Raw genomic sequence first — 23,522 nt, 5'->3', positions numbered from 1 at the left:
TCTTAATATATTCTTCTATTCATATTACATCGTTTTTGCAATTATATCAATAGGAATATATTCTTCATTTAATTAATATAACGCAAGAAAAAAAATAATTACTGCAAAAAAAGACAACAGATTTATTAATAATCATGTTGTCTTTTATTAGTATTTTATCATCATGAAACTTTAAAATATCTATACTTTGAATCGTTCTACCTGTTTATTCAACTCTTCTGCAATTTTGGCAAGTTGTTCACTTGAGTTAGCTATTTCTTCCATAGCAGCAGTTTGTTCTTCTACAGATGCTGAAGCCTCTTGAGTTCCTGCTGCATTTTCTTCTGATATAGCAGATAAATTTTCCATTATTTTAATAATATCTTCCTTCCTATTAGCCATTTCATAGCTGGAATGATTAACCTTTTCAATAGATTCTTTCATCTCCTCTATTGCTTCTGCTATTCCAACAAACTTGTCATTTGTTATATTCACACTTTCATTCTGAGAAGAAACTATCTCTTCTAATTCCTCCATAGTTTCTACAGCACTAGAGGTCTTATCTGTCAACTCATTTACGATATTATTTATTTCCTCTGTGAAATTACTCGACTGTTCTGCTAATTTTCTAATCTCATCAGCTACTACTGCAAATCCCCTGCCAGAATCACCAGCTCTTGCTGCCTCAATAGCGGCATTTAAGGCTAACAAATTTGTTTGATCTGCAATACTTCTTATCATTTCACTGGCATTAACAATTTTCTCTGCACTCTTGTTAGTAGCAATAATAACATTTTGGACTTCCTTTGATGCTTCTCTATTAGTATTGGTTTTTTCTATAAGATCTTTTAATATCTGTAATCCTTCATTTCTTAAGTTGTTTACTTTTTCAGCAGAAGCATTTAAATTTTCAATATAACATTGATTTTCTACTACTCTATCTCCAAGCTCTAATATAGATGACACCCCTTGTTCTGTATCTTTAGCTTGATCAGATGCTCCCGTTGCTATTTCTTCAATAGTTCTGGCAACTTCATCAGCAGCTATAGCCGATTGATGACTAATAGCTGTGAGTTCTTCTGAGGAGTCAGCTAACTGCTGAGATGTATCTAATACATTTTTAATAATATTTGTTATAGAACTTTGCATACTCCCAACTGCTTGAGATATCTCTCCCAATTCATCATTTTTACTAACTAAATCTTCTGGTATAGTATTGGAAAAGTCCCCCAACGCCATAAATCCCATGTGCTCTTTCAGCTTATTTATTGTCTTTACAGCATAATTAGATGTAGTAAATAAAATAATCCATAAGAGTATAATAGAAGAAATAACTGAAATAGAAACTATTGTGATATTCTTATTTATAGCTGAATTCACATTTTCCATGGAATACCCTATAGAAACAGCGCCAACATGTTCCCCATTTATTATAACAGGTATAAAACGTCTAAAACTATTATATCTTCTTTCTCATAATACCACTCTTGTGAGTAAGGAACTCCAGTAACTGCCGCTGACTTGCTCCCTTCATCATCAAATACTTTACCTATTTCCTCTTCATCACTATGTGCAATAGTTTCCAAATCTTTATTCATAAGTAAAGCATAGGCTATCTCTTCCTCTAAAGCTATATCCTGTAAAAGTTTCTGATAACTAAAAGATTGTGTTAACTCTTGTACTCTATTAGCTATAATGCCTACCTGTACAAATGTCCCATCTATTCCTTTTAGATATCCATACTTTAAATAATTCTTTGATTCTGTATCTTGTCTAAGGTCTTCAAATAGCTCCATATCTTTACTTGTCATAAAGTTATGTACAGCATGTCCTGTAGTTGCAATCCATCCTATGTAATCATCAATATTAGAATATATAATTTCACCAGCTGAATTATACCAACTTATCTGTTCTACATCAGACTCTCTTGCTAATTTTTTTAGGTATTCATTATCTAAGCTGTTTTCATTTCCAATAACCATTTGCCCTACTACTTTAATCTTATCTTCTAGCATATTATCAATAGTTTCCAATGACCTAGAATTATCTTGCAAGTTTCCTACAATTCTTTCTGATAAAAAAAATCCATTTTGCCTCATTTCATTAAGTAAACTTTCTTTCATAAAATATGATGAAATAACACCAATACCTATAAGGACAGTTAATACTACCATTAAAGGTATAATTATTAACTTTACCTTAATTGTCCCTCTTTTAACCAGTTTATTAGCTTTATCCACAGCTTTCCCCCCACTTTTAATATCTCAAATTCTTCTTATATATTACAATAATTGAATTATCACAATATACATGTCTATTGTGATAATTCTAACCATGAATAATAATTAATCATGATTATACCAAATTTTTCCATTAGTTGCAAAGAAAAATCTCTTTCCTCCAAAACTTGAAGAAAAGAGATTAACTTAACTTATTACATTCTAATAAATGATCCTGGTCCAATAGGAAGTCCTATTACAAACCATAGTATTAATAAAATAGACCAAGATATTAAGAAAAACAAGGAATAAGGCAACATAGTAGAAACCAAAGTACCAATTCCCATATCCTCATCATATTTCTTAGCAAAAGCTATAATTACTGCAAAATAAGACATTAGCGGCGAGATTATATTTGTTGTTGAATCGCCTATTCTATATGCAACTTGAGTAAATTCTGGAGAATATCCTATTTTCATTAACATTGGAACAAATATCGGTGCCATAATAGCCCACTTAGCTGAAGCTGATCCTATAAATAAGTTTATAAAAGCTGTTACTAGAATAAATCCAATAATCATAGTAATTCCTGTCATTCCTGTTGAAGATAGGAAATCTGCCCCCTTTACTGCTAATATTGTACCTAAATTTGTCCAAGTAAAGTAGTTTACAAATTGAGCTGCAACAAAAGCTAATACTAGATATCCACCCATAGAAGACATAGCTTTTCCCATAGCATCTACAACATCCTTATCATTTTTAACTGTTCCAGAAGCTATTCCATAAGCTATCCCTGGTATTAAGAATAATAGTGCAATTATAGTAACTATACCTCCAATAAATGGAGAATTATCAAGAATTGATCCAGTTTGTGGATTTCTTAAAATACCATTTTGTGGCACTACTAAAAGTAGTATCACTATAACAAATGCTAATATAGATATACCTGCCCATTTTAGCCCTCTATTTTCTTCTTCTGTAACTTTATCAATAGAAGCTATAGCTTTTCCCTTATATTCCCCAAGTCTTGGTTCGATAATTTTTTCAGTAACAAATGTGCCTACAATGGTAATTAATATTGTGGATATAAATAAGAAATAAAAGTTAGCAGTAGCTGGAACTATATAGTCCCCTTGAATCATTTGAGCTGCTGGTTGAGTTATACCCGACAATAATGCATCTGTAGGTCCTACCATTAAGTTAGCACTAAATCCTCCAGATACACCTGCAAAGGCAGCAGCTAATCCTGCTAATGGATGACGACCAAAACTTAAAAATACTAAGGCTCCTAATGGAACTAAAACTACATATCCTGCGTCAGAGGCTATATTAGACATTACTCCTGCAAAAACCACTACAGCAGTTATCCATCTCTTAGGTGTAGATAAAACCAATTTTCTGAGTCCTGTTTGTATAAGTCCTGTTCCCTCAGCAACTCCTACGCCAAGCATTGCAACAAGAACTGTTCCTAATGGTGCAAAAGATGTAAAATTTGTAACTGCTAATGAAAACATCTTTCCTATCCCTTCAGCATTCAGTAAGCTAATTGCTGTAACTGTGGTTGGAACCATTTCTCCATCTACAAACTTGTCAAATGTTACTGATAATCCTACCTTTTCAGCTATAGCCGAAATAACTATAACTACTAAACTAAATATTACAAATAATGTAACTGGGTGGGGCAACCTATTCCCCGCTCGTTCTACAAAGTCAAGAAATTTGTTAAAAAATCCTTTCTTTGTAGATTTTACATTAGTTTTATTCATTACAAACCTCCTCTTTTGTTTTTATATTAATTTTTGTAATAGTAAAATTAATAAATCTAAACTTGTAATGGTATTTTTATAATACATTAGTTTACATAATCTTGCAATAGGTTTTGGCTATGGTAAAATCTTAAAATTAATCAAAAAAGAACCATTATAATGGTTCTTTTTGTAAATTAACATATCTTATTTAGTTATCTGCCAATGCTTCCTCCATATCATCTGAATCTTCATTTTCATTTTTGCTTTCTTTTGGTAAAACATTATTTTCTTTATTTACAAATGTAGTTATGACATCTGTTAAATCTAATCCTGTTAAATCTTTTACAGTTTGAAATCCATTTGTTGTTATATCAGCTACCAACTTTGTAAGTTTAGATGCACCTTGTCTACCACCATTGTCAATTATAGTTATCTTGTCAACTTGTTCCATTGGCTTAGCCACTGCAGTCATTATCTCTGGTAATCTGCCTACTACTAACTCTACTATGGCAGCCTCTCCATACTTAGCCATTGCCTCTGCTAGTCTGTCTTTAGACTCAGCTTCTGCTATACCTTTTGCTTTAATCGCCTCGGCTTCTGCAATCCCCCTTGCCTTGATTGCTTCTGCATCTGCTATTGCTGCAATTTTCAAAGCATCTGCTTCTGCTATAGCTTTAATCTTTATGGCTTCGGCTTGTGCTTCTGCCTGCTTTATAGATCTTATCTTTTCTGCCTCTGCATTTACTTCAGTCTCATATTTCTTTGCGTCTGCAGGCTTTTTGACTTCAGCTACAAGTCTCTCTTCTACCACCAATGCATTCTTTTTAGCCAAGGCTGCCTGTTGTTCTGCTACTAAAGACTCATTTTCAATTTCTTTTAATTTATATGCTACGTCTGCATCTGCCTTAGCCTTATCCTGCTCTGCTCTATAGCTTTCAACTTTAATTAATTTATCTCTTTGACTTTCTGCTATTTCTGTTTCAGCTAATAATTTAGCTTTTTCTCCTTCTCTCACTGCATTTGCTGTACGTATCTCTGTATCTCTTTTCCTCTCAGCTGTAGCGATGTCTGCATCTGCCTTCGCTGATGCTATTTGAGGTATTGCTCTATTCTCTAAATAGGCTCCTTGAGTTGATATCCTAAGTATAGAATATGATATCAGTAACAGTCCCATAGAATGTAATTCTTCTCTTATGTCATCTTCTATTCTCTGCTCAAAGGCAGCTCTATCTTCATTTATTTGCTCTACAGTAAGAGTTGATATTATACCTCTTAGTTTACCTTCAAGGATTTGTTCTACCATACTGCTGATAACTGATACTGTATTTTTTGCTCCGCCACTACAGAATTGTTCTACAGCCTTAAGTATGCTATTAGTTTCATTGTTAACTTTTACTATAGCTGTACCTACAATGTTTACAAATATACCTTGTTTAGAAGGTGCTTCATTTACATCAGTAGTCATACTAATATTTTCTAGAGAAATTGTACAAGAAGTCTCTAGAAATGGAACCATAAATCCACCCTTACCTGATAATACTCTTTTCTTTAATCCTGTGATCACCATTGCCTTGTCAGCCGGCACTTTTCTCCAGAAGAGTAACAAGATTATTAAAAACCCCAATATTCCTCCTGCAATGAATATGTACTCCATAGCAAAACCCCCTTTATTAAAATAAATATATAAAACTGATATCTATTATATACCTGTATGACTTCAAACTAAACAATATTTTAACAATTGTAATGTTTTTGTAATAAACTTCTGTTAAGATGATGGATTTAAGGAAGTTTTTTTAGATTCTAGATCAATCCTAAATCAAATAAGACTACACTTTACCATGGATTATAATAAAAAGCACACCTGAAATATTAATTTTTATCTTTAACATCTTTAGGCGTGCTCACATAGTTTTTCTTCATTTTAAACTATTAATAAATTTCAATGTAATTTCTACTTTTAATCTTTCTATAGGGTCTTCTAAGTCAATATTACAAATTTGTTGTATCTTACCAATTCTATATCTTACTGTATTACTATGAATAAATAATTTCTTTGCTGCTATATTACAATTTGATTCACTTTCTAGATAAACCTTCAATGTTGATATTAACTCATCACTATCAGGTTCTTCTAGTAAGGGGGATATATGACTAAAGTTATTGCCAAAATCCTTTCTTTGAATACTCTCTAGACGTAGTAATCCAAATGGTCCTAGATCTTCAAAGGTTATCATTTCTCCATCTGTATAGATATAAGATCCAATATCTACAGCTTTTAAAGATCCTACATAACTTTTCTTTATAGAACAGATATCCTCTACCATATCACCTATACCTAGTTTTATTTCTCTATCCGGAAAATTGTTTTTTATTTCTTTAAATATACCTTCAAAATCCTTTTTCACATTCTTAATTACATCTTTGTTATATCCCTTAACATCGTATAGGAGTATAATTGTGTTGTCATCTAATATACCAAATATGGACTTGTCCTTTGGAATGTTAAGCAAAAATGTAGTAGATATTTTCTCACGATCATTATAAAATGATGGATTACCTTCATCTTGTTTTATACATACACATATAAAGTTATTTTCTATGTTTAGCTTAAAGTCTTGAATATTGCTTATTGCCTTTATTAAGTTTTGTTTTGAATCTAATTCCCCATTTATTAAAGCCCTAATAAGGTCATCATAAAAACGTCTTTCAAAAGAGTTCATAAGATAAATTTGTTCATATACTTCCAAAAGCAAAGTATAGCTAAGCCTCAGAACGAATAAATCATAATAATCAATTTTGCCGGAGTGTTCCCATACTATTAATTTTGATACTGTAACACCTTTTATTACTATTGGTATTATAACGAAAGGACATTTATTGCTATCCTCTATATTTTTAATTCTGTAAATATTTAATTTATCACATAATATTTCCTTCTGATAATTAAAAGAAAAATCATCTTCTTTACTAAATGAAATATTATCCTTTAAAAAAGGTTGCTCCTTAGGATACGTAAAAACTTCTTTTTCTAGAATATCAACTATAGATATAGGGTATTTTAACTCTTCCGAAAGACAAATTATTGTCTTTTCAATCTTCTTATGAAAATTATCGCTCCTTAGTACAAGTTTATCCGCATTTTTCCTATCAATAATATGGGTTATATATCTATTCATAACAATGGAATTTACAGCATTTATTATATCTATCCAAGCTACATTATTAGGAACATTGATTAATGGAAATCCTAATTCGTTACATAAATCTATTATTTCTTTTGGAACTTCACCTAAATATCTATCCTTCTTTACTGCAATACATGTTGAGTTTTGTTTATACAAAAATAATATTGCTTCTCTAAAAAGCTCAACATTATCTTTGAATAAATATCCAGAGGAAAGCATAAATTCTTTACCTTTAACCCATTTATATCCATCTGGAGCATCAAATAGTGATACAGCTTGTATTTCCCTATCTAATCCTTTCTCTCCTGCAATTAAATGATAACCTGTAAAAAATTTTGTTTTTAATGCTTCTCCTATTGTAACTCCCATACTATCTTTCTCCCTCGTTTAATATATCATAATTCTATTATATCATATCTTAGACAATATTCGACATTGCCAGTATAATAAATAACTTCCTAACTTTTAGGTAATTCATCAAAATTAGGAAGTTATTTAACACTGTTTCAAATTAATTTTTTTCTAAATAATCTATTGCTCCTTGGATAAGCAGTGCTGCCCCTTTCCATAATACATCTTCATTTATATCAAATTTGGAATTGTGGTGTGGATAGAATACTCCATCTACTGCTTTAGGTGTATTCATAAAGAAAAATGTTCCTGGAACTGCTTTTAGAAAATATGCCATATCTTCCCCACCCATTACAGGTTTCTTCATTACCATTATATCTTCTTCTGGAATAATCTTCTTTGCAGATTCTACGAAATTCTTAGTAAATGCTTCGTCGTTTACCAATGGAGGATATCCAAATACATACTCAAATTCATAAGCTCCTCTCATTGTTTTAGAAATTCCTTTTGCAATCTCTTCTATTCTTTTAGCTATATTCTCCCTTACATTTTGCTCTACCGCTCTTACAGTTCCTTCTAATTCCACACTATCAGGAATTATATTATATGCAAAGCCTCCATTAATCTTTCCAACTGTAACAACCGCTGGGTCTGTTGGACTTAATTCTCTACTAATTATAGCCTGTACATTGGATAAAAAATATCCTGCCATAGCAATTGGTCTATACCAGTTTCTGGATAAGCACCATGACAGCCACTTCCTATTAATTTTAATTTAAATCTGTCTAGACATGCCATCATACTATCATAAGACACCATTACTAATCCTTCTTTTTTTGCATCTGTTAATGATCCTACATGAAGTCCCATAACTGCATCTACCTTTGGATTTTCTAATGCTCCATCTTCTATCATTGGCTTAGCACCACCAGGTCCTTCTTCTGCTGGCTGAAATATTAGCTTTACGTTGCCTTTCAGTTTATTTTTGTTTTCACTTAATACCTTTGCAACTCCTAAAAGAATTGCAGCATGAGCATCATGCCCACAAGCATGCATGTTACCATTTTGTGAGGCAAAGGATAGCCCTGTTTCTTCCCTAATAGGAAGTGCATCCATATCTGCTCTTAATGCTATGGTCTTTCCTTGCTGACCTCCTCTAATAAGCCCTACTATACCTGAAACGCCAACATTTTCTTTATATTCAATTCCCATATTTTTAAGTTGTTTAGCTATATATTGTGAAGTCTGCGGTAAATTCAAACCAACTTCTGGTATTTGATGTAATTCCCTTCTCCAATTTATAATGTTTTTTTCTACCTCTTGAGATTTTGCTATTATATCCATAGTGATTCCCCCTTTACTAATAAGTACCCCTATACTACAAGATATTTTTCAATCATTGCTATATAGAAATGTACTGATTCCATTAGACTATCTATTGTTATATGTTCATTTGGCTGATGAGCCATATTAGCATCTCCAGGGCCATAGAATATACAAGGTATTTGTTTCGCTGGTAAAAATATTGACGCATCTGTATAGAAGTTTACTCCCTTTGCCTTAATATCTTTATCAAATTCCTCTTTAACAATTTCCTCAGCTAATTTTACAAACGGATTATCTCCTTTTGTTTCCACTGCTGCTCTATCATTTAAAATCTTTATATCTGCTTTAAAATCCTCTATTTGAGAAGATAGTTTTTCTATTATTCTTCCGAAATCTTTTACTATTTCCTTATGGTCCATACCAGGTACAGTTCTCATATCTATAGTGATACTACATTTGTCTGGCACGACGTTTGTCTTCACCCCACCATTTACAGTAGATATATTCATAGTCGGATGACCTAGTATTTCATTTTCCTCATATTTGAACCTATAGCTTACGAGTTCGGACAATAACGCATTCATATGAACTACAGCATTAGTTCCATTTTGAGGAAAAGCTCCATGAGCTGTCTTTCCATAGGTAGTTATTTCAATCCAAAATGCACCTTTTTCTGCTATATTTATTCCATTTGAGCTTGGCTCTCCAATTATAATAGCCCCAACTCCCTCTAATCCACCATCTTCTACAAACTTAATTGCCCCTATGCTATCTGTTTCTTCTCCAGCAGTAGCTGAGTAAATAAAATCACCTTTTAATTCCCATCCTGCTTTTTTCACTGCCTTAAGTGCTATAAGCATTGCTGCTAGTCCACCCTTCATATCAGCAGACCCTCTACCATATATCTTTCCATCTACTATTGCACCGCTATATGGTCCATATTCCCATTCAATATCTCCTGGAGGTACTGTATCTAAATGTCCATTAAATAGTAGTGCTTCTCTTTCTCCACTACCTTTTACTCTTCCTATTACATTGCCCCTATTATTCCCTAAATCATCAATTACTGTTTCAACTCCAATTTCTTCTAGCTTTTGTCCTATGAATTTAGCTAGAGGTAACTCATCCCCCGGCCCATTCACAGTTTTAAAACCTATCATTTGTTGAAGCAAATCTATAGCTTCATCTTTGTCAATAAATTCTAGTACATTATTATCTTTCATTACGTCCCCCTCCAATGTATTATTGTTCCTATTGCTATTTTGCTTTCTTTTTATATGAAGTAGTTGCAAATATTATTGTACTGAATACACATAAAGGAATTAAAACATATACTGGTAATACCTTTACAACTCCTAAAAGGAATAATGTTAATCCTATTGCAAATGCACCATATTTTGGATATTTAACTGCGAACATTGCAAACATTGAACCGAATATTGCTGGTAACACAAATTCAAATGCTTTAATTACTACTGGCGGAAATAATTGCATAAGCCCATTTCCAGCTATAGCCGCTATTGTTACAATTACTATATTTGTAATAATTGAGCCTGCAATTCCTAATGTAGCTACTAATTCTGCTTTCTTTGAACCTGGCTCAACCTTTAATGCCTCTTGAGCAACAGCTGCACAAGGCACTCTCATATTACCTATATTTCCTGCTAAAAATGACATATAAGTCCCTGCCATTCCCAATACTGGAAAAAATGAGATCGGCTCAATAAAATAATAAGAGCCATAAATTGATGCAATTAAAAACCAACCTGTAATTATAGACTTAACTGGTGGTAATGCTCCGTATCTAATCCACAAATAGATTGCTGGTAGAAAACAAAATGCAACTGCAAGAAGTAAGGTCCATTTCCCTGTTTTTATAATTGGCTTTGTAAAATTTTCATAATAAGCTTGATCTTTACTATTTTCCATTAATCTCCCTCCTATTATCCTACATAAGTAACTGCAGCAACCATTCCAATAACCATTGCAATTCCTAGATTATATTCTCCAAGCTTTGGATATTTCTCTGCTAATTTTCCTAATAATATCATTGATAGTCCTGCTGCTAATGCTGCTACTAGTCTTCCGCTACCTGCTATTAAATGTCCTCCAACCAAATAAGCCATAGCACCTAATGTAGCTGCTCCACCTATTTCACCTGTAAGTCTTGTATCGCCTTTTGATATTTTATTTCTCAATCCTTCTAATTTATGAGTAAATAATCCGACAAATAAAAGCCATCCTATACCATTTAATGTCATTGCCCAAACAGAGTTAGCATATTCTAATACTCCATAACCCTCTCCACCAAATTCAACACCCATAGCCTTAGCTCCCATAGTGGATGCTGCTAGCTCTGTAGGTGCAGCTCCTATTATAGATAGTCTCAACCATGTCATGGGTCCTCCTACAACAGCCATCATACCAAGCATTACAACAAATACTGCTACAGCTGGTCCTATGGCTGAGATCGCTCCAATTCTAAATGCGTCCTTAGCCTCTTGCTTTGTAAGCTCTACTGAACTTGCGGATGCAAATGCTCTTTTAGAAAATATAATTGCTTGAACTGCTACTAATGATACTACTGGTAAACACATTAACCATAATATTGGATCATTGGCTATTTTTAAATATTCCTTCATTTTACTACCTCCTGACATATTTATTTTTATTTGTAATCTTATATTACTACATTTTCTGACAATGGAATTTGTGAGTAATTAAAATATTAACAATACTTTTTGTAGCTTTGCACTTTTGTATAAAATCCTAAGTTATTTTGTAGTTTTGCATTTTTGTACAAAAGATATCATTTTTTTGTATGATTATATAAAAATAGCTAGCAAGATTGGTACTAGTACCTATTTTGCTAGCTATTTTTCTTATTCTCTATGAATATCCTTTAGCTGAGATAAATATACAAATTCAATTCCCTGATCCTTCAACTTCTTAGACATCTTATCTAAAGTACCTACAGTTATCCTACCCCCTTGACCTCCTACATGACCTATACCTACAGCACAGCCTTTCTCTAGCGCTATCTTACCGAGTTCCTCCATAGCCTTTGATATATAATATTCAGTTCTTTCATTATCTAAAAAAGTATCTCTTTTAAAATACACTAATTCTAGCTCTTTACTTATGTCTTCTACCACTTTAGATTGGTCTGTTCTACTATTTAGAAAATATAGTTTTTTTTCCTTTGCTACACTCAGTATTTCCCTCATAATTATCTCATCTTTCATAATCTTAGATCCCATATGATTATTTATACCTTTTGCCCATTGTATTTGTTCTAAAGCATCTTGAACTATTTCTTTAACCTCATCATTACAAAAACTTGATCTTATTGCCCTAGGCCCTAACCATTTTGGGTCCCCTTTTTCAGGTTCCATAGGTAAATGCAATATTATCTCTATTCCAGCATCATGGGCTTTTTTTGCATCTATCTCACTATATTCTAAAAAAGGCATTACAGCAGCAGTAATTGGTATATCAAGCTTAATGAGTTCGTCCGTTCCTTCTCCATTATTACCTAAATCATCTATTACTATTGCAACATATCCTTTTGGAATAGTATTAGTTGCAATAGATTTTTCTGCAAAAATAAATTTAAACATAAAGAAAACTATAATAATAAGTGCTAGAAAAAAATTGTTAGTGTCCGTTTATTTATAATAATCAACATAGAAAAAACCTCTAAAATTTCTTTAGAGGTTAACTTAATATTGTAAAATTGATATTTCAATATATGATTTAGAACATTAGGATTTAATTAGACTAATATATCTTAACTCTTTTAAATGTTAAACTTTGAAACAGCCTTTAATAATAACTCTGATCTTTCTTTTGCTGTATCTGCCAATTTGATAACATGATCTGACATTTCTGTTATAGCCGATACTTCCTGTGCAATATTAGTAGCCCCCTCTGCCTCTTCATTAGCTGCAATTGCTATCTCATCTATTGCTTTTACCATGTTTTGCATTGAAGCTAAAAGTTCCTCAGATGTAGAACTAAATTCGTTTACCATATCATTTATTATAAAAGAGCTTTTACTATACTCCTCACTAGTACTAACAAGGCTCTCATAATCATCTAGTACCTTCTTATCTATAAACTCCATAATCTCACTTGAGCTAGATAAAAGATCATTTACACCTTCTAATATTATTTTAGTTACTTCCTGTATCCTAGAAACGGTATTTTTTGACCCTTCTGCCAGCTTTCTAATTTCATCTGCAACAACTGCAAAACCTTTACCTGCTTCACCAGCTCTAGCTGCTTCAATAGCAGCATTTAATGCTAATAAATTAGTCTGTGAAGTTATGGCCAAAATTGCCTCTGACAATTCATTAATTTTGTCTACTTCTTTCGATTGTTCAATTGCATTTTGCAAATCATCCTTTGTCTTTCTATATATTTCTATTGTATCTTCTCTTGAAGATATTGCTCTCTGCTTCATATTTTCACTCATTTTGTTTATATCACTTACTGTAACTGCACCTTCTTGGGCCTTATATGCAGTAGATTCTATAGCTTTTTCAATCTCAGTTGAAGTTGCACTCATTTCTTCAGTAGATGCAGCATTTTCCTCAGTTGTCGCAGACAATTCTTCTGTAGTAGCAGAAATTTCTTCTATACTTTTATTGAGTTTCCTCATATCTGAGTTAATATCAACTAGCATTTGACTTACATTAGATGACTCACTAACAACTTCTTTTATAATATCTTTTACTGATTCCTGCATAGTATCAATTGCTTTTGCTAAAGTACCCGTTTCATCGTTCATTTCAAGTAATTGTGCAGGTACCATACCTGTAAAATTCCCAGTGGCTACTATGTTTAAATAATCTGATGCCTCCTTTATAGGTCTTGAAATGCCTCCTGCTATAAATAAAGTAATAGCTATACTAATTACAAGAAAAATAATTGATATTATTATCATTGTCATTGTAAGACTATTTACTTGTGACATAACTTCAGACTTTGGAGCCGTTATAGCTAATGACCAATTTGTTCCTTCTACTGGAGCAAACCCCATATATTTAGTTACTCCTTTATAACTATATTCTCCTACACCTTTTTCCCCCTGAGTCATTTTCTGTTGTAGTCCAGCTAATGATTTTAACCCAGAATCTGCTTTAGCTTGCTCCAAAATATTATACATATTCATAACAAGTTCCCTATCCTTACTAGCTACCGTTGTTCCTTGTTTATTAATCATAAAAGCCTCACTATTTTCTCCAAAACGCATATCACTTATAAAATCGCTCAATACATTTCCATCGCGAGTAGCAGCTAGTACACCTTTCACTCTGCCACCATCCTTTATAGGAACTGCATAGCACAATATCAAATTACCATTAGTCTTATCTATAATAGGGTCTGAAACTGCCTTTTCACCTGATAATGCCTTTATAAAATATTCTCTATCCGAAACGTTTGCCCTCCCTCCAGCAGTATCTTCCATATTACCATTTATGTCCGTAATAAACATATCTATATGATTACTTCTTTTCACTTCATTATTAAGTAATTTTAGCTTTTCATTTAAAGTCAAACTAGTACCTTTCAGCCAATCACTTTCAGCTAGTGCCTCTAAAGCATTAAATTGAATTTCCATTCCTTTATCAACTATTTCAGCATTTTGTATTGCTAATTGAGATAATGATTCATCAATACTTATTGATAAAGCTTTTGATGAGGCTATGTAAGACACCACCCCAAACCCCATACAGATAACAAGAAGCAGTACTCCATAAAATAAAGATAGTTTTGTCTTAATACTTTTAAGCTTCAAAATATACCCTCCTTAATTAAATATTAACTATTTAATATAATATATTTAATGTAGACTAATGTAGTTTATTGTAGATTATTGTATTATTATATATTAATAGTTCCGTAGGTTACACTGTATTTCACTCCTTGTCATTGCCATGGCAATGACAATTCTATGTTTATCTATAGCCTATCTGATTATATAGGGTTATTGTAAGTCTATATATTATTTACAATTATATAAAGGGGGAGAACTCTTTGATGACTAATATGAAGTTTGGTGAATGTCTATCTCTTTTACTTTCTGCTTTAGATATAAGTATGAATCAACTATCAAAAGCTATAAATGTAGATAGCTCACTTGTTAGCCGTTGGGTCAGCGGGAAAAGAATTCCTGCATATAATACTATATATATTGATAGTATTACTGAATACTTTTCAAGAAATATTAAAAATTCATTTCAAGAACAAAATCTAAATAAAGTTTTGTTAAGTCTAAATAAAAATGAAGAATTAGATGGCAATATCAAAGAAAAAATGAAAAAAGTATTATTGGAGTCCCAAGGATATTCTATGGAATGCAAAAAAAGAGAATATCTAAAGAAGAAAAATCAGTTAGCCAGCAAAGATCAAGTTTTTAATTTTGTAAGTATGGATCAAATTTGTCCTGAGAAACAGAATAGCATTAATAATTCTAATCAGACTATAGATTTATCCAATGAGGATAAAATAATTTTCGGAATTGAAAATATTATCTCTAAAGGTATTTCTCTACTTGAATATGCAATTAATCAGCAATATAAAAAAAACAAGATAATTTATATAACTTACAATAATGTTAATACAACAAAGAGCCATTATAAATTAATGCTTTTGAGAAATGCCTTACTGAATGCTATAAATAATGGATGGGAGGTTTTCTTCTTATTGAGGCTGGATAATAATATTAATAGAATAATAAGATTTATCAATTTTATACATCCAATTATGATAACTGGAAGAATTAGATTATATTATTTAGATAAATATGGTACTTGTATTGCTAGTAAAGAAACTTATATTGTTTCAGATATTGGTGCATTATCCTGCTTTCCAACGGAACCATATTCAGAAATTACCTGTAGCTTTTACTTAAAAAATAAGGCTGGTGTCAATATCTTGAAAAATTATTTTAATGCAATCATTGCAAATGATGCTAAACCTTTAATTAAATATCATACAAAAAATATTGAATATCATCATAAGTTAACTGAATTGGAAGAAAGTATAGGTAATCGATTTCAATATAAATACTGTTTTACTACATTTACATTAACTGAAAACTTGCTTGAAAAAGTCTTAAGAAAAAAAAATCTTCCAAATGATGAAATACTTATGCTCTTAGACTTTCATAAAAGACAATTTAATGCATTCTTATCAAGTATAAAATACTATCAATATAAAGATATATTTTTAGCAAATTCTATTGAAGATCTAGTTATGCATAAACGATTTTATTTTGACTACTATGAAGAAACAGAGATAATAAATATGGATGTTGAAGATATCGTCGAACTTCTACAAAACATAATCTATCTTCTCAAAACCTATGACAATTATAATATTGCTTTTATGCCTAAAAATAATGATAACTTTTTAAAAAGTGTTAATTCATATTGTGCTATTAAAGAAAGACAAGCTGTATTATTCGAGACTTTTAATCCTTTAAAAGACCTCAAAAAAGTACAGCTATCAATAGAAGAAAACACTTTAATTAAAGCCTTTGAAGAATATTTCAAACAAACTTGGGAGCAGATTGCTCCTATTAATAAAGACAAAAACGAGATTATTATAATGTTACAGGATCAGATAGATATACTTAAAAGGACCTATTTAAGCATTTCAAAATTCTAGCAAGAAAAAAGAGGTCTATCATAAGTTTAATATACTTATGAAAAACCTCTAGGATATAAGTGATTGATAATTTAAAAATTTGTACTATTATTTATGATGGAATTACATCATGCCGCCCATTCCACCCATACCGCCCATTCCACCCATAGCTGCCATTGGGTCTTCTTTTTCTATATCTACTACTGCACCTTCTGTAGTAAGTACCATAGCTGCTACAGATGCTGCATTTTGTAATGCTGATCTAGTCACCTTAGTTGGGTCTGCTATACCTGCTTGAATCATATCTACATATCTTTCATTTAAAGCATCAAATCCAGTACCTGGCGCTTCTTCTTTAACTTTTTCAACGATAACAGAACCCTCAAGTCCTGCATTTGCCGCAATTTGTCTAACTGGCTCTTCTAACGCCCTCACTATTATACTAACCCCTGTTTTTTCATCACCATGAGTTGTTTCAAGCAATTTAGCTACGGCTGGTATTGCATCTATCAATACTGTTCCACCACCAGGAACCATACCTTCTTCAACTCCTGCACGAGTTGCAGCTAAAGCATCTTCTATTCTAAGTTTTCTTTCCTTAAGTTCTGTTTCAGTTGCAGCACCTACTTGAATTACTGCTACTCCGCCTGATAATTTAGCAAGTCTTTCTTGAAGCTTTTCAGCATCAAATTCTGATTCTGTTTCTTCAAGTTGAGCTTTGATTTGTTTAACTCTATTTTGAATTTCTTCTTGATTTCCTTCTCCGTTAACTATTACAGTTGTTTCCTTATCAACTTTAACCTTAGCTGCTCTACCTAACATTTCAATAGTAGTTTCTTTTAAGTCATATCCTAATTCTTCTGATATTACTTCACCACCTGTTAAAATAGCTATATCTTGTAGCATTTCTTTTCTTCTATCTCCAAAGCCAGGTGCCTTAACAGCAACGCAGTTAAATGTTCCTCTTAATTTGTTAACTACTAATGTAGCCATTGCTTCTCCTTCAATATCTTCAGCAATAATTACAAGAGGTTTACTCATTTGTACTATTTGCTCAAGAATTGGAAGGATTTCTTGGATATTACTAATCTTCTTATCTGTAATTAAAATATATGGATTATCATATTCTGCTATCATTTTTTCAGTATCTGTAACCATGTAAGCTGATACATATCCTCTGTCAAATTGCATACCCTCTACTACATCTAGAGTTGTTCCCATAGATCTTGATTCTTCTACAGTGATAACTCCATCATTTCCTACCTTTTCCATAGCATCAGCTATTAATTTTCCTATTTCTTCATCTCCTGCAGAAATAGATGCAAGTTGAGCTATAGATTCTTTTGATTCTACTTCCTTAGAAAATCTCTTAATTTCTTCTACTGTAGCATTTACAGCTGATTTAATTCCTCTTTGAAGAATCATTGGATTTGCACCTGCTGCCACATTCTTTAGTCCTTCTCTAATAATTGCTTGAGCAAGTAAAGTAGCTGTTGTAGTTCCATCTCCAGCCACATCATTAGTCTTTGTAGCTACTTCTTTAACAAGTTGAGCACCCATATTTTCATATTTATCTTCTAATTCTATTTCACGAGCTATAGTTACTCCGTCATTTGTAATAAGTGGTGCACCAAATTTCTTATCTAATACAACATTTCTTCCCTTTGGTCCTAATGTAACCTTTACAGTATCAGCTAATTGATTTATACCTCTTTCCATAGCACGACGTGCGTCTTCTCCAAACATAATTTCTTTAGCCATTTATATCCACACTCCTTTATTCAATTTTCAATTAACAATTAACGATTAACAATTGAAAATCATTAATTATTTAATTACTTAGCCTTTTAATATTTTAATTGTTATTTGTTCTTTGACAATTGTTAATTGTAATTACTCTACTATTGCTAAAATATCGGATAATTTTAGGATTGTTAATTCTTCACCATCTACTTTGATTTCTGTTCCAGCATATTTTGAGAATATTACTTTGTCTCCAGCTTTAATTTGATCTTTTTTCTTTTCATCATTTGTAATGTCAGCACCAATAGCAACTACCTCTGCCATTTGTGGTTGCTCCTTAGCAGTACTTGGTAGAACTATACCACTTTTTGTTTTCTCTTCAACCTCAACTTTTTTAATTACAATCCTATCACCTAATGGTCTTAGATTCATAGTTATACTACCTCCTTATGTTAATATTAGTTTTATCCTTCATTTTATTAGCACTCATTGTCGTTGAGTGCTAATATGTACAATATATATGTTACTTAAATGAAATCATGTAATCAAGTCTGAAATTCGACTATATTAAGGTATTATTTGCTAAAATATGGCTTTTAAACCATTAATCTTATTTTTTCTCTAATTTGCTATTCTTATCTTATTAAATTAACTAAATTTACTAATATATAGTAAATAATAGGAATAAAAACTGCTGGAAGCATATTTCCTACCTTTATTTTCTTGATTCCTAATATATTTATTCCTATTGCCATAATAAGCAAACCACCTACTGCTGACATTTCATTTACTACTTGTACAGTAAGTAAATCTTTTATAAAATTAGCCAATAAAGTAATGCTCCCTTGATAGATAAATACTGGGATACTTGAAAATGCAACTCCGATGCCTAAAGTTGAAGCAAATATTATAGCCGAAATACCATCAAGGATTGATTTTGCAAATAGAGTTTGGTGATTGCCTTGTATTCCAGATTCAAGAGAACCAACTATTGCCATAGCTCCAACACAATATACTAAAGAAGCTGTTACAAAGCCTTTAGAGAAGTTACTATCTTTTCCTCCAAATTTGTCTTGTAAAAAATTCCCTAAATTATCAAGCTTATTTTCTATTCCAATTACCTCACCTATTATACTTCCTACTACAATACTTCCTATAACTAGGATAATATTTTCAGACTTAATCCCTCCCATAATACCGATGATGATTACAGCAAGACCTATACCATCCATTATGGTATTCTTATAATCATCTTTAATTCCTTTTTTTACTCCTATACCTAATAATGAACCTAATATAATTGCTAAAGCATTTACTATTGTTCCTAGCATAGTTAATCTACCCCCATTAGTTCAGTGAATAGTTAAAAAAACCAAAATCTTTGCTCAAAACTATTCACCATTCACTTTTCACTATATTTTAATAGGATACACCATTTTAAAGATAATTTCTATAAAAAAATGGAATCCTTTTAAAGAATTCCATTTTCATCCTATTTTTTAATTATATTTCACTTTCCTTATATACATTGTTCTTACTATGATAAAATAAATTACCTGAAATACTAGATATCCCAATGCAACTACAAGACCATTTGCAAAAAGATTTCTTTGAAGTAAATTAGAAAGGGATTTCAATGCAAATAAAGAATGTGTAGTGCTAACTACAAAAGGTAAAAAGAATATAATCCCTATTTGTTTTGTTATTACTTTATTTATTTCTTTTTCTGTAGTTCCAATTTTTCTAAGTATATCGTATTCTACTTTATCCTGTTTTACTTCGTTGAATAATTTGAAATATATTATACTGCCTGAGGCTATAAAGAATAAAAAGGCTATAAAAAATCCTATGAATAATGTAAGTCCAAAACTTTTTCTGATGTCTTTATAAGGAATTGACTTAGAATAATAATTACCTTGATATTTACTACCCAACATCTCCTCTATTTCAACTGAAGCATCGAAGGAGTTCTTCCATTTTTCTAATTTTATTCCATTATATATAACTATATTATCCTCTTTAGTCATTTCTAATATATGGTTGTAGTCTTTGTCGTTTAATATAAATGCATCAAAATATCCTAATTTATTAAGAGACATAACACCACCATGTATCTCCCCGCTTACTCTATATTCATTTGCTTCCTCATTTAAACTTAATATTGCTGTTTCAAGGGGATATTTTTTAATTTTCTCTGGTTTACCATTATAGCCAAATACCTCATAAGGAAAATTATAGACTACCTCATTCTCTTTCACTTCAATTTTATCCTTACCTTGGAAAACAGCTAATTTATTATAATCAGTATTTGATATAAGTAAGATTTCTTCTCTGATACTATCATTAGCTTTTTTAGGCTCATTTTTAACCTTTATATTTTTAACTGTATGAAACTCATTTGTTTTTAAATCATATTTTTTTAGGATTTCTTTTACTCTCTCTATACTCTGTTTATCCTTCAGTGTTTCCCCTTTTTGGATTATTGCAATATCTTCTGGCGTATCAATTCCTGATATACTTGATATCTCTGTAAAAAATGAATATATGGTTTCTGTAGCAGTAAAGGTAATTGCACCTAAGGTAGCTGCTAAAAACAATACCTTAGCTGTATCTTGCAGTTTAAATATCATTTGGGAATAAGATATTATATTAGTTTTTTTATAAATTATATTTTCATTTTTTAAAACTTTATTAGCTACAGCTATACTAAATTGAGTAAAGATAAAATAACTACCAGTTACAACTATTAATATAACTGGTATCATAGCCAAAGGCACAAGTGCTCCTTCTACAATCCAAGCTATACCATAACCCAATATTAATAAACTAACTCCAAGAATTGATTTCTTCTTTGAAAACTTTGGCATTTCCTTAGGCATCTTACTACTTTTAATCTGTTGTATTATTTCCTTATTCTTTATTTTAAAAAGCATTAAAGTGCTTACTATCTCAAATAAGGTGAAAAAAATCAGAGCAGTAATACCTAAAGCTTTAAAAGAAATATTAAATGGCAAGTTAATATCCATAAATGCTTCCATTGCCATAAGAAATAATTTTGAAAAGACAACTCCTGACAATATGCCAGTTCCTATGGATAAAATAGATATTATAGTGTTTTCTATAAGAACATATTTCCTTATTTGATTTGTAGTCATTCCATATAGAGATAGTAATCCAAACTCTCTTCCTCGAGATTTTAAAAATATGGAAGTAGAATACCCCACAAACAGTACTGAAAACATTACTATGATAACTTGACAGGCTACCATACTATTAATTACCCCCATTTGTGCCACTGGATGTCCGCCTATATTTTTAAAATTTAAAGAAGGATGGAATACAAAATTAGCAAATATAAAGAATGCTGTAACAGCAAATGCATTACTTAAATAATACATTACATATCTATATAGATTTCCCTTAACATTGCTAAGAGCCATATTAGATATTTTCATTATATCCACCTCCAAGAAGGGATAAGGCATCTAAAATTTCTTTAAAAAATACCTGTCTATTAGAATCCTTAACTATTTCAGTGAAGAACTTCCCATCTTTTATCATTATTATTCTTTTACAAAAACTAGCTGCAAAAGCATCATGAGTTACCATAACTATAGTAGCTTTTCTTTTTTCATTTATATTTTCTAAAGAGCTCATTAAATCAAAGGATGCCTTAGAGTCTAAGTTTCCAGTGGGTTCATCTGCTAAAATAATAGCGGGGTTATTTATTAATGCCCTTGCACAAGCAGTCCTTTGTTGCTGTCCCCCTGATACTTCGTAGGTCCTTTTATCTAGGATATCCTTGATATTTAATATGGATGTTATTTCATCTAGTTTTTTTTCTATTTCTCTTTTTAGGAAACCTTCTAATACCAAAGGAAGTATTATATTCTCCTTTACAGATAATGTATCTAATAAATTAAAATCCTGAAATATAAACCCTAAATTCTTTCTTCTGAATATAGCTAACTTATCTTCCTTTAATCTATAGGGATTTTCTCCATTTATTAATATTTCTCCAGAAGATGGAGAATCTATTGTAGCAAGAATATTCAATAGAGTAGTCTTTCCACTACCTGAAGGACCCATTATTCCTACAAATTCTCCTTCTTTTATATTCATATTAAAATTATCTAAGGCTTTCACCGATACTCCTTTGCCCTTGCTTCCATATATTTTAGATAGATCTTTAGTTTGCAATACTGACATTCTATTACCTCCTGATTTGTATTTCTATATATATCATAATAATTCAAGGGAAATCTTTCTATCGATTTCCCTTTCAAATGGAGATATTATCTTACAATATTGTTAGATTAGGTTGTTTTCCGCAGTTTCACAATACAAATCTATTTACTCACAACCTCTATTTACTCCGTAGGATATATTTCAGTGGTGTCCGTTAGAGCCTTCGTTCATTCACTGGGTTAGGTCATAAATACTTTTTCCATGATAAAAAATAATACTTGATTTTGTACCTTCTCCCTCGATAGATTCTATAAATATACCATGACCTAATTTATCACATACATCCTTCACAAGATATAGTCCCATACCTGTGGATTCTAAGTATTTCCTACCATTTTTTCCAGTAAAGAAGGGATCAAATATTCTATCTAAATCCTGTTTTGGTATGCCTACTCCCTTATCTTCAATTAAAAGTATGGTTTTATTATCTTTATTGTAAAACTCTATATCTATAGTCTTGTTACTGCTATCTTTAACCTTTGAATATTTAATACTATTAGATATTATTTGACTGATTACAAATTTAATCCATTTCCTATCACTTTTAATTATTATATCTTCTTCAGAATTTATCTTAGGATAAATAGAATTCACTATAAAAGCATTTTTATTCTCATTTATAATATTTCTAATGGTTTCAAGCAAACTAACATCTTCCACCTTAAAATCTAATTCAAAATTACTAACCCTTAATGTATATAAAGCCATCTCTAATCCATGGGATAGTTTCTCTATTTCTTCCTCAATACTTTCATAGTTCTTCTTAGTCTTTTCATCCAAATTTCCTTGATTTTCATCCTCTAGAATAAGTTTAATAACTGATACCGGAGTTTTCATCTGATGAATCCATCTATTATTAAAATAATTTTGAGTTTCAAAAGACTTTTTATATTTCTCTAATGTATCTATATATTTAAGATAATTGCTAATTAATGCTTCTTTGAAAAAATCATATTCTCTGCTTATGTTGTCTGGAATATTAAATATATAAGTTAAATCAATATCCTCATCTGATCTATTATTAATTAAATTATAAAACTTCCTTTTTTTCATATAATCTATAG

General features: G+C 31.2%; 19 protein-coding genes. 1 reads left to right on the top strand and 18 read right to left on the bottom strand.

Features of this window, described 5'->3' with window-relative positions:
- Positions 1-180 precede the first annotated feature (180 nt).
- The 12 genes from CIW83_RS19840 to CIW83_RS19790 all read right to left on the bottom strand — a co-directional run bounded on the left by CIW83_RS19840 (position 181) and on the right by CIW83_RS19790 (position 14,614).
- Positions 181-1,368, bottom strand: a complete 1,188-nt coding sequence (locus CIW83_RS19840) for a methyl-accepting chemotaxis protein (RefSeq protein ID WP_094904182.1) — start codon at positions 1,366-1,368, stop codon at positions 181-183.
- 41 nt (positions 1,369-1,409) lie between these two features.
- Complete coding sequence (locus CIW83_RS19835) at positions 1,410-2,219, bottom strand: hypothetical protein (RefSeq protein WP_094904181.1); 810 nt, start codon at positions 2,217-2,219, stop codon at positions 1,410-1,412.
- Positions 2,220-2,413: 194 nt separating this feature from the next.
- Entirely contained in the window at positions 2,414-3,964 is a 1,551-nt protein-coding gene (locus CIW83_RS19830; RefSeq protein ID WP_094904180.1) for an AbgT family transporter, read from the bottom strand.
- A gap of 190 nt (positions 3,965-4,154) precedes the next feature.
- Positions 4,155-5,600, bottom strand: coding sequence for a flotillin family protein (locus CIW83_RS19825; RefSeq protein WP_094904179.1), 1,446 nt, complete (start codon positions 5,598-5,600; stop codon positions 4,155-4,157).
- A gap of 265 nt (positions 5,601-5,865) precedes the next feature.
- Positions 5,866-7,503 (bottom strand): PucR family transcriptional regulator, encoded by a 1,638-nt coding sequence (locus tag CIW83_RS19820; RefSeq protein ID WP_094904178.1) that lies wholly within the window; start codon positions 7,501-7,503, stop codon positions 5,866-5,868.
- A gap of 142 nt (positions 7,504-7,645) precedes the next feature.
- On the bottom strand, positions 7,646-8,197 hold the full coding sequence (locus CIW83_RS24015) for a M20 family metallopeptidase (protein WP_235601424.1): 552 nt from the start codon (positions 8,195-8,197) through the stop codon (positions 7,646-7,648).
- Positions 8,161-8,829 carry a M20 family metallopeptidase gene (locus tag CIW83_RS24010; protein ID WP_235601423.1) on the bottom strand — a complete coding sequence of 223 codons (669 nt, stop codon included), beginning with the start codon at positions 8,827-8,829 and terminating at the stop codon, positions 8,161-8,163. Before CIW83_RS24010 ends, CIW83_RS24015 begins: the two co-directional genes overlap by 37 nt.
- A 29-nt stretch (positions 8,830-8,858) precedes the next feature.
- The gene (locus CIW83_RS19810; protein WP_094904177.1) at positions 8,859-10,034 is read right to left on the bottom strand and encodes a M20 family metallopeptidase; all 1,176 of its coding nucleotides are present in this window, start codon (positions 10,032-10,034) and stop codon (positions 8,859-8,861) included.
- 34 nt (positions 10,035-10,068) lie between these two features.
- Entirely contained in the window at positions 10,069-10,740 is a 672-nt protein-coding gene (locus CIW83_RS19805) for a hypothetical protein (protein ID WP_094904176.1), read from the bottom strand.
- 14 nt (positions 10,741-10,754) lie between these two features.
- A complete protein-coding gene (locus CIW83_RS19800; RefSeq protein ID WP_201260063.1) occupies positions 10,755-11,453 on the bottom strand; it encodes a DUF5058 family protein in 699 nt (232 codons plus the stop codon).
- A gap of 240 nt (positions 11,454-11,693) precedes the next feature.
- Entirely contained in the window at positions 11,694-12,431 is a 738-nt protein-coding gene (locus tag CIW83_RS19795) for a divergent polysaccharide deacetylase family protein (RefSeq protein ID WP_094904174.1), read from the bottom strand.
- Positions 12,432-12,610: 179 nt separating this feature from the next.
- Positions 12,611-14,614 (bottom strand): methyl-accepting chemotaxis protein, encoded by a 2,004-nt coding sequence (locus CIW83_RS19790; RefSeq protein ID WP_201260062.1) that lies wholly within the window; start codon positions 14,612-14,614, stop codon positions 12,611-12,613.
- Positions 14,615-14,856: 242 nt separating this feature from the next.
- Here CIW83_RS19790 and CIW83_RS19785 point away from each other — a divergent pair, with 242 nt between their 5' ends.
- Positions 14,857-16,488 (top strand): helix-turn-helix transcriptional regulator, encoded by a 1,632-nt coding sequence (locus tag CIW83_RS19785; protein ID WP_143598601.1) that lies wholly within the window; start codon positions 14,857-14,859, stop codon positions 16,486-16,488.
- A 102-nt stretch (positions 16,489-16,590) separates the two neighbouring features.
- On the opposite strand, the gene groL is transcribed toward CIW83_RS19785, so the two are convergent.
- From groL to CIW83_RS19755, 6 genes are all read right to left on the bottom strand, one after another.
- On the bottom strand, positions 16,591-18,228 hold the full coding sequence (groL, locus tag CIW83_RS19780) for a chaperonin GroEL (RefSeq protein ID WP_094904172.1): 1,638 nt from the start codon (positions 18,226-18,228) through the stop codon (positions 16,591-16,593).
- A gap of 132 nt (positions 18,229-18,360) precedes the next feature.
- A complete protein-coding gene (gene groES / locus CIW83_RS19775; protein WP_094904171.1) occupies positions 18,361-18,642 on the bottom strand; it encodes a co-chaperone GroES in 282 nt (93 codons plus the stop codon).
- A gap of 203 nt (positions 18,643-18,845) precedes the next feature.
- Entirely contained in the window at positions 18,846-19,541 is a 696-nt protein-coding gene (locus CIW83_RS19770) for a DUF554 domain-containing protein (RefSeq protein ID WP_094904170.1), read from the bottom strand.
- 168 nt (positions 19,542-19,709) lie between these two features.
- Entirely contained in the window at positions 19,710-21,665 is a 1,956-nt protein-coding gene (locus tag CIW83_RS19765; RefSeq protein WP_094904169.1) for an ABC transporter permease, read from the bottom strand.
- A complete protein-coding gene (locus CIW83_RS19760; RefSeq protein ID WP_094904168.1) occupies positions 21,652-22,419 on the bottom strand; it encodes an ABC transporter ATP-binding protein in 768 nt (255 codons plus the stop codon). The genes CIW83_RS19765 and CIW83_RS19760 overlap by 14 nt, the downstream gene beginning before the upstream one ends.
- A gap of 210 nt (positions 22,420-22,629) precedes the next feature.
- The coding region (locus tag CIW83_RS19755) for a sensor histidine kinase (protein WP_143598600.1) at positions 22,630-23,522 on the bottom strand (893 nt) is incomplete at its 5' end.

It is taken from the genome of Tissierella sp. P1 (genome assembly GCF_002266425.1).
Taxonomy (GTDB): domain Bacteria; phylum Bacillota; class Clostridia; order Tissierellales; family Tissierellaceae; genus Tissierella; species Tissierella carlieri.
Note: the sequence above shows the minus strand (reverse complement) of the source record. Positions and strands in the feature narration are given on the sequence as shown.

Bases quoted from the DNA above. Each gene is read 5' to 3' on its own strand.
- CIW83_RS19760 (WP_094904168.1), bottom strand. From the start codon at position 22,419: ATGTCAGTATTGCAAACTAAAGATCTATCTAAAATATATGGAAGCAAG.
- CIW83_RS19825 (WP_094904179.1), bottom strand. From the start codon at position 5,600: ATGGAGTACATATTCATTGCAGGAGGAATATTGGGGTTTTTAATAATC.
- CIW83_RS19785 (WP_143598601.1), top strand. From the start codon at position 14,857: ATGACTAATATGAAGTTTGGTGAATGTCTATCTCTTTTACTTTCTGCT.
- CIW83_RS24015 (WP_235601424.1), bottom strand. From the start codon at position 8,197: ATGGCAGGATATTTTTTATCCAATGTACAGGCTATAATTAGTAGAGAA.
- CIW83_RS24010 (WP_235601423.1), bottom strand. From the start codon at position 8,829: ATGGATATAATAGCAAAATCTCAAGAGGTAGAAAAAAACATTATAAAT.
- CIW83_RS19795 (WP_094904174.1), bottom strand. From the start codon at position 12,431: ATGTTTAAATTTATTTTTGCAGAAAAATCTATTGCAACTAATACTATT.
- CIW83_RS19830 (WP_094904180.1), bottom strand. From the start codon at position 3,964: ATGAATAAAACTAATGTAAAATCTACAAAGAAAGGATTTTTTAACAAA.
- groL (WP_094904172.1), bottom strand. From the start codon at position 18,228: ATGGCTAAAGAAATTATGTTTGGAGAAGACGCACGTCGTGCTATGGAA.
- CIW83_RS19765 (WP_094904169.1), bottom strand. From the start codon at position 21,665: ATGAAAATATCTAATATGGCTCTTAGCAATGTTAAGGGAAATCTATAT.
- CIW83_RS19805 (WP_094904176.1), bottom strand. From the start codon at position 10,740: ATGGAAAATAGTAAAGATCAAGCTTATTATGAAAATTTTACAAAGCCA.
- groES (WP_094904171.1), bottom strand. From the start codon at position 18,642: ATGAATCTAAGACCATTAGGTGATAGGATTGTAATTAAAAAAGTTGAG.
- CIW83_RS19770 (WP_094904170.1), bottom strand. From the start codon at position 19,541: ATGCTAGGAACAATAGTAAATGCTTTAGCAATTATATTAGGTTCATTA.
- CIW83_RS19800 (WP_201260063.1), bottom strand. From the start codon at position 11,453: ATGAAGGAATATTTAAAAATAGCCAATGATCCAATATTATGGTTAATG.
- CIW83_RS19820 (WP_094904178.1), bottom strand. From the start codon at position 7,503: ATGGGAGTTACAATAGGAGAAGCATTAAAAACAAAATTTTTTACAGGT.
- CIW83_RS19810 (WP_094904177.1), bottom strand. From the start codon at position 10,034: ATGAAAGATAATAATGTACTAGAATTTATTGACAAAGATGAAGCTATA.
- CIW83_RS19840 (WP_094904182.1), bottom strand. From the start codon at position 1,368: ATGGAAAATGTGAATTCAGCTATAAATAAGAATATCACAATAGTTTCT.